The organism is Janthinobacterium sp. GW823-FHT03B06, assembly GCF_058796955.1.
Genome location: NZ_JBXAJE010000012.1, coordinates 143,563 through 150,209, shown reverse-complemented (window position 1 = coordinate 150,209; position 6,647 = coordinate 143,563). Strand labels below are relative to the sequence as shown.

Below are 6,647 nucleotides of genomic sequence, written 5' to 3'. Positions count from 1 at the left end.
GCGACGGCTCAGTGCGGCGAACTGGGCGATGAAGGTTTTCCATTCGGCTGGCTGCATGGATGGCTCCCGTTTGTCTGCGATGCACAGTCAGACAGCCGGGCCTGGGGAAGATTCCTTGAGTTCCCCTATTTGTCGGGGACAGAGCCTACGGATTTCCACCATCCTGAGCTAGGGGGCGTGCCCCATTATTGCCGCGTGCGCCAGGGCGGCGCACGCGCAGGGAGCGATTATTCGAGGCCCAGCAGGGCGACGACTCTCTCGCGGCTGATGCCGACCAATGCCGAGCTGATCGCCAGCAGCGATTCATAGCCGGGCTCGCTGGCCTTTTGCGTGAAGTTTTCCGCCAGGGTATCCATGCTGACGTGCACCTGCACCGGTTGCGCGCGGGCAACTCGTCCCGTCGCTTGCGCCAGGGCCAGGCTGACGGAGCTGCGCGCCGCCTGCAACTGCGCCAGCGCCTGCACCACTTGCTGCAAGGTGGCGCGCAGGGCTTCCACGTCGCCCGTATGCCATTCTTCCGGCGCGATGGCGGCCGGTTCCGCATCCGTGCGCACGCGGCTCATCTGACCGGTCGGATAGCGAATGCCGCTGCCGCGTACGGACAGGCTGTCGCGCACGTTGGCCCAGGCCGCTTCCGACGTGCTGAACACCAGTTCGCCATTCTCGCCCAGTTTGACGCCGATACCCGATGGCATCAAGGCGCGGTCGAAGCGCGAGACGATTTCGTTCGCGCTCAGGCCAGGTTCGATATTGACCGAGCGCAATGCCTGGTTCGCGCCGCCGACGGAAAACGCCAGCACTTCCTGCGGGCCTTCCTGCAGGCTGGCCATGGTCAGGCCGCGGATGCTGAAGTTTTGCTGTGCCGCGCGCGGGCTGGTATAGCTGAGTTGTGCGTCGAGCGTGCCGCCCGAGGCGCTGGCGCGCTGGCGCCAGGTATTGCTGAACTGGCGTACTCTCGCCTCGACTTGCCCTTCGCGGCCCTGGCGCGCGGCCAGCTTGGCCGCCAGCTCGCTTTTCAGCGCTTGCAACTGGCTGCTGCTGCGTTCCAGGTAGTCGAGCGTTTGCTGCGCGTTGGAAATCTCCCCCTGCAGCTGGTGATCCCAGTTGCTCAGGCCGCGTTGCAGGCTCGCCGTCGACCTCTTCGCCGCCGGCGCATCGCTGCGCGCGCTGGCGCTGCCGTTGATGGCGGCGGACGCGTCATCGACGACGCGGGCTGTGCCGGCGCCTTTGGCATTGACGCCGGAAGAGGAGGGAGTCTGAACGATTTGCATGATGGTCAGAGAAGATCAAACAGGGAAATGGTGCCAACCTTGGCGTATGCCTTGTATGTTGCCTGCAGGGCTGTCTGGTAGCCGGTCAGTTCGATGGCCGCCGCGCCCATGTCGGTCTTTTTCAGGTCCAGCAGGGCCGAATCGTTCGACAGCGAGACATTGGCCAGGTTGCCGGACAAGGTGGACAGAATGTTCTGCGCGCCGCCGAAGATGGCGATCTTGCCCGAGAGCAGATCCATGCCGTCGTCCGTGCCATTCAGGCCTGCGCCCACCACGGCCCGCACGGCCGGGTCATTCGGGCTGACGCCCGGCGTGCCGAGGGTGGTGATGACCTGGTCGATCTTGTTGAGCCATACTTCCAGATTCTTCACGTCGACGTTGGCCGCCTGCGTCACGCCATTGCCCACCACCACGGTCTGCGTGTCGGTATTGCCGATGTAGCTGTAGCGCGAACCGGCAGCCGCCGTCGCGTCGTACTTGATCGCTGGCTGGTCGGTGGCGGTGCCGGAAAACATGTAGCGGCCTTCCTGGTCCTTCAGGTTGGCCGTGTACAGCACGCTGTCTCGCATGGCGACCAGCGACTGCGTCATCGCATTCAGGTCGTCGGGGGCGTTGCTGCCGTCGGCCGCCCACACGAGCAGGTCGCGCGCCTGGCCCATGTCGGTAACCATGCTCGACAGGTAGTTTTCGTTTTTCAGCAGGCGCACTTTGACTGTGGCGATATTGTCCTGGTACTGGGTGACCATGGCCTGCTCGCGCGTCAGGCGCGAAATGCGCACGTTGCCGATCGGGTCATCCGACGGCAGCTGGATGCGCAAGCCCGAGGCCATCTGCTGGGTCAGGTAATTGATGCGTTCTTGATTTTGCTGAAGAGAAATATTAATCAGCGATTGGTACTGGCTACTGGCAACACGCATGATCTTCTCCTTAACCCATCATTTGCAAAGTGGCGTCAAACAAGGTATTCGCCACGGAAATGACTTTCATGTTTGCCTGGTACATATTCTGGAATTCGACCAGGTTCATCGCTTCTTCGTCCTTGTTCACGCCGCTCGTGGATTTCCAGTCGTCGATCGCTTGCGCGCGCACCGTGCTGGCCGTCTTCAGCAAGGCCTGGTTCTGCTGGCTGTAGATCGCCAGCTTGCCGACCAGCTGCGTGTCCGCGTCGCTCATCAGGACGGAACCCACCCAGCTGACGTTGATCGGTTGATTCTTGATGTCGATCAGTTTCTGCAAGTTGCCGCTGTCGCCGGCCTGGCCCGTCAGCGACAGGGCCAGGTCCTTGGCGTTGAAGCCAGGGGTAATGCTCAGCTTGCCATTCGCGTAGGCCAGCAGGGGACCGCCGGCCGTGCCGGCCATGGTTGTTCCCAGCGCCAGTTGCGCGTTGACCTTGCTGGTCAACTGGGTGGCCATGTCCTGCAGCGACTGCTGCAGCGGTTTCAGGGTATTTTTTTCGAACTCGCCCAGGCCGCCCATCTGGCCGCCGATGGCGACCAGATCGAGCGTGTACGAGGACTTGGCGAAATCGAGGCTCAGCGTCTGGTCGCCCGTGTTCGTCATGGTGCTGCTCAGGGTGCCGGCCAGGCTGCCGATGACCAGAGGCTGGCCCGACTTCAGCGAGACATTGCGCGAGCCGTCCGGCTGGTCGAGCACCTCGATGCCCATTTGCGAGGCCAGGCCATCGATCAGCTGGTCGCGCGCATCCATCAGCGACGACACGTTCGTGCCCGACGCCGTGGAGGTGCTGATACGCTGGTTCAACGCGGCGATATTGGCCAGGGTGGTATTGGCTTGCGGCACAATCGCCGCCCGTTGTTGCTGGACCGACAGCAACTGGTTGCCCATGACGGTGCTGATGCTGTTGAAGCGCTGCGCCATGGCGTCGGCGGAAGTGACGATCTGCTGGCGCAGCGGCGTCGACGTCGGGTCGACGGCGGCCGCGTTCAGGGCCTTGAAGAAACCGTCGATGCCATTGCTGATGCTCGACGCATCGTCGCCCATCACGCGCTCGAGCTGGGTCAGGTAAGGCTGGGTCTGCGAGCGGGCGCCCTGGTCGGACGCGGCACGCCACATTTGCTGGCTCTTATAAGCATCGGCAAAACGCAGCAAGGCGGACACTTCCACGCCATTGCCGGCCGAACGCACGCCGGCGGTGGCGCCAAGCGATGACAGCAGCACACCCTGGCGCGTATAGCCCGCCGTTTGCAGGTTGGCGATGTTCTGGCTGGCCGCATTGAGTGCGGCCTGGGCGGCGATGCTGCCTGACAATGCATTGCTGATGATGCTCATTGGGCAAGTTTCTTTCGTGAAGAGTGTGGCGCGTGCGGGTGGGCAGGCACTGAATCGTTGTTACCTTGTACAGGCGACGCTTCAGACGGATTTATTAAGCGGCGCCGCAATATTGTCGGTCTTGACAGCGCCAGGGGCTGTCACCGGGGCGCCGGCGGGCGGCAGCAGCTGGCGCAGGATGGCGTCGGCGATGCCGAAGGCGCGCTGGCCGGCCATCTTGTCGGCCACCAGGTTATCAGCCATTTCCAGCATGTCGCTGTTGACCGGGTCCTTGAAGACGCTGTCTTCGCCCGCCATCTCGCGCGTGCCCGAACGCATCTGGCGCAGCATGTGCGAGATGAAGAAGGCTTCGAACTTGACGGCCGCCTCCGTGGCCTTGGCCGCATAACGGGGATCGGCCGGCGTGGCCGCGGCGGGCGTCTTGTCGTCGAGCGCCGAGGGCAGGGCGCCGCTGCTGTCGTTGATATTCATCATATGACCACCAGTTCGCCTTCGATGGCCCCTGCTTGGTCCAGGGCTTGCAAAATTGCCATGATGTCATCGGGCGAGGCGCCCAGGCTGTTGACCACGTCGATAATCGACTGCAGCTTGGCACCGGCCGGCCATTTGAACATATTGCCATTGCCCTGATCGACGGACACTTTCGACTGCGGCGTAACGGTGGTCTGGCCGCGGCCGAACGGCGCCGGCTGGCTGACGGCCGAACTTTCGGAAATGACGACCTTGAGCGAGCCGTGCGTGACGGCGGCCGCCTTGACGCGCAAGCCTTCGGCGATGACCACGGTGCCGGTGCGCGAATTGAAGACCACTTTCGGCGTATCGACGCCGACATCGACGGAGAGCGCTTCGAGCTTGGCCATGAAGGCCACGCGCTGGGTCGGGTTTTCCGGCGCCAGTACTTCCACGCTGGTGGCGTCGCGCGTGGTGGCGACGGCGCCAAAGCGGCGGTTGACGGCTTCGACGATATTGATGGCCGTCTCGAAATGCGGGTGGCGCAAGTTCAGGGTGACGGTCGGCTTGGTCGAGAAATCGCTGAGGATTTCGCGTTCGATGTTGGCGCCGTTGGGAATGCGGCCCGAGGTCGGCGTGTTGACGGTGACGGACGAGCCGCTCTTGCCGGTGGCGTTCAAGCCGCCGACGACGACGTTGCCTTGTGCCAACGCATACGTTTCATTGTCGGCCGCGCGCAATTGCGTCAGCAACAAGGTGCCGCCGCGCAAGCTCTTCGCATCACCCAGGGACGAGACGGTGACATCGATGGCCTGGCCACGGCGGTATCCTGGAGGAAACACGGCACTGACCATGACGGTGGCGACGTTCTTGCTTTTTGCTTCGGCGCCGTCGGGCATCTTCACGCCGAATTGCTTGAGCATGTTGACCACGGACTGGCTGGAAAACTTCACCTGGGTGGTGTCGCCGCTGCCGTTCAGGCCCACGACGAGGCCGTAGCCGACCAGCGGGTTGTCGCGCACGCCCTCGATACTGACCAGGTTGCGCAGCACTTGCGCGGCGCTGGCGGGCAGGGCAAAGCCGGAGAGCGCGGCCAGCATGGCTGCCAGGGGCAGGGCGGAACGAAATTTCATGAGCTCACCTTAAAACGGCATCCATGGGCCGACGAAGAAGCGCGTCAGCCAGCCTGGTGTATTGGCTTCGGCCAGGGTGCCCTGGCCGGAATAGGCGATCTGTGCATTGGCGATGCGCAGGGACGAGACCTGGTTGTTCGAATCGATGTCGGCCGCGCGCAGGTAGCCGCGCAGGCGCACGAATTCCTCGCCCTGGTTCAGGGTCAGCGTTTTCTCGCCCTGCACGCGCAGCAAGCCGTTCGGCAGCACTTCCTGCACGATCACGGTGATGGCGCCGGACAGCGCATTTTGCTGCGTGCTGGTCGAGTCGCCGGCGAAGTTGCGGTCGGCCGACAGGTCGATGCCCGTCTTGGGGAAGGTCTTGCCGAGGATGTTGGCCGCATTCACGCCGACGGACGAACCTTTGTTGAACGAGGTGCCGGCCTTCTTGCTCGCCTGCGTGGTTTCCTGCAGGGCCACCGTGACGACGTCGCCGACGCGGAAGGCGCGGCTGTCCGAAATCAGGTCCAGGCCCGCGTCGGGATTGAAAACGCCGCCGCCCACGCCGCCGCGCGCAGCGCTGCGCGGCGCCACGGGCAGCGGCGTATCGGAAAAGCTGGGCGCCACTGGTGCGGCCGGCTGGCTGGCGCAACCGGCCATCAACACCAGCAGCATGGCTGCCGTGGCTTTCATGGCGATTGTCATCAGCGTGCCGCTTGCGCCAGGTATTGCAGCATATTGTCGGCGGCCGACAGCACCTTGGTGTTCATTTCATAGGTGCGCTGGGCAGCGATCATGTCGACCATCTCTTCGACCACCTGCACGTTCGAGCCTTCCAGCGCGAACTGTTTCAGCTTGCCCAGTGCGCCTTCGCCGGGACGGCCTTCCGTCGGCGTGCCGCTCGATGCCGTTTCCTGGAACAGGTTTTCGCCCAGTGCCAGCAAGCCCGTCGGGTTGACGAAGCTGGTCAGGTTCAGCTGGCCCAGCTGGGTGCCGTTGACATTGCCCGGCACGGTGGCCGTGACCATGCCGTTTTCACCGATGGTGATCGCCGTCGCATTGTTCGGCACGGTGATCTGCGGCACCAGCGGCAAGCCCTGGGCGTTGACCATCACGCCGTTTTCATTGATGCCGAGCTGGCCGGCGCGCGTGTAGGCCGCTTCGCCGTTCGGGCGCAGCACTTGCAGGAAGCCGTTGCCGGTGATGGCGACGTCGAATTCGCGGCTCGTCGTCTGCAGGCTGCCGGTGGTAAACACCTTTTGCGTGCCAACCATGTGCGTGCCGTTACCCAGCTGCACGCCCGATGGCGACAGGGTGTTGTCGGCGCGCTGCGTGCCCGGCTGCTGCTCGACCTGGTAAAACAGGTCTTCAAAGACGACGCGGTCGCGCTTGAAGCCAACGGTGTTGACGTTGGCCAGGTTGTTCGCGATGGCTTGCAGCTTGGCGTCTTGTGCCTGCACGCCGGTCTTGCTGATCCACATTGCTGGATTCATGATTTACTCCTGGTAATTGGTTGGCGTTGGGC

7 protein-coding genes are annotated in these 6,647 nt (G+C 63.5%); all 7 read right to left on the bottom strand.

Features of this window, described 5'->3' with window-relative positions; genetic code table 11:
• Positions 1-227: 227 nt before the first annotated feature.
• The 7 genes from AC1RBA_RS27105 to flgG all read right to left on the bottom strand — a co-directional run bounded on the left by AC1RBA_RS27105 (position 228) and on the right by flgG (position 6,615).
• Positions 228-1,271 carry a hypothetical protein gene (locus AC1RBA_RS27105; RefSeq protein WP_070219884.1) on the bottom strand — a complete coding sequence of 348 codons (1,044 nt, stop codon included), beginning with the start codon at positions 1,269-1,271 and terminating at the stop codon, positions 228-230.
• 5 nt (positions 1,272-1,276) lie between these two features.
• Positions 1,277-2,188, bottom strand: a complete 912-nt coding sequence (flgL, locus tag AC1RBA_RS27100; RefSeq protein ID WP_070219886.1) for a flagellar hook-associated protein FlgL — start codon at positions 2,186-2,188, stop codon at positions 1,277-1,279.
• Between the two features lie 10 nt (positions 2,189-2,198).
• Positions 2,199-3,560: a flagellar hook-associated protein FlgK gene (flgK, locus tag AC1RBA_RS27095; protein WP_070219888.1), complete on the bottom strand. Its 1,362-nt coding sequence runs from the start codon at positions 3,558-3,560 to the stop codon at positions 2,199-2,201.
• Between the two features lie 81 nt (positions 3,561-3,641).
• Positions 3,642-4,034: a rod-binding protein gene (locus AC1RBA_RS27090; protein WP_492420461.1), complete on the bottom strand. Its 393-nt coding sequence runs from the start codon at positions 4,032-4,034 to the stop codon at positions 3,642-3,644.
• Complete coding sequence (locus AC1RBA_RS27085) at positions 4,031-5,143, bottom strand: flagellar basal body P-ring protein FlgI (protein WP_070219890.1); 1,113 nt, start codon at positions 5,141-5,143, stop codon at positions 4,031-4,033. The genes AC1RBA_RS27090 and AC1RBA_RS27085 overlap by 4 nt, the downstream gene beginning before the upstream one ends.
• Positions 5,144-5,152: 9 nt before the next feature.
• A complete protein-coding gene (flgH, locus tag AC1RBA_RS27080; protein ID WP_046685514.1) occupies positions 5,153-5,815 on the bottom strand; it encodes a flagellar basal body L-ring protein FlgH in 663 nt (220 codons plus the stop codon).
• An 11-nt stretch (positions 5,816-5,826) separates the two neighbouring features.
• Positions 5,827-6,615, bottom strand: a complete 789-nt coding sequence (flgG, locus tag AC1RBA_RS27075; RefSeq protein WP_170909686.1) for a flagellar basal-body rod protein FlgG — start codon at positions 6,613-6,615, stop codon at positions 5,827-5,829.
• Positions 6,616-6,647 lie beyond the last annotated feature (32 nt).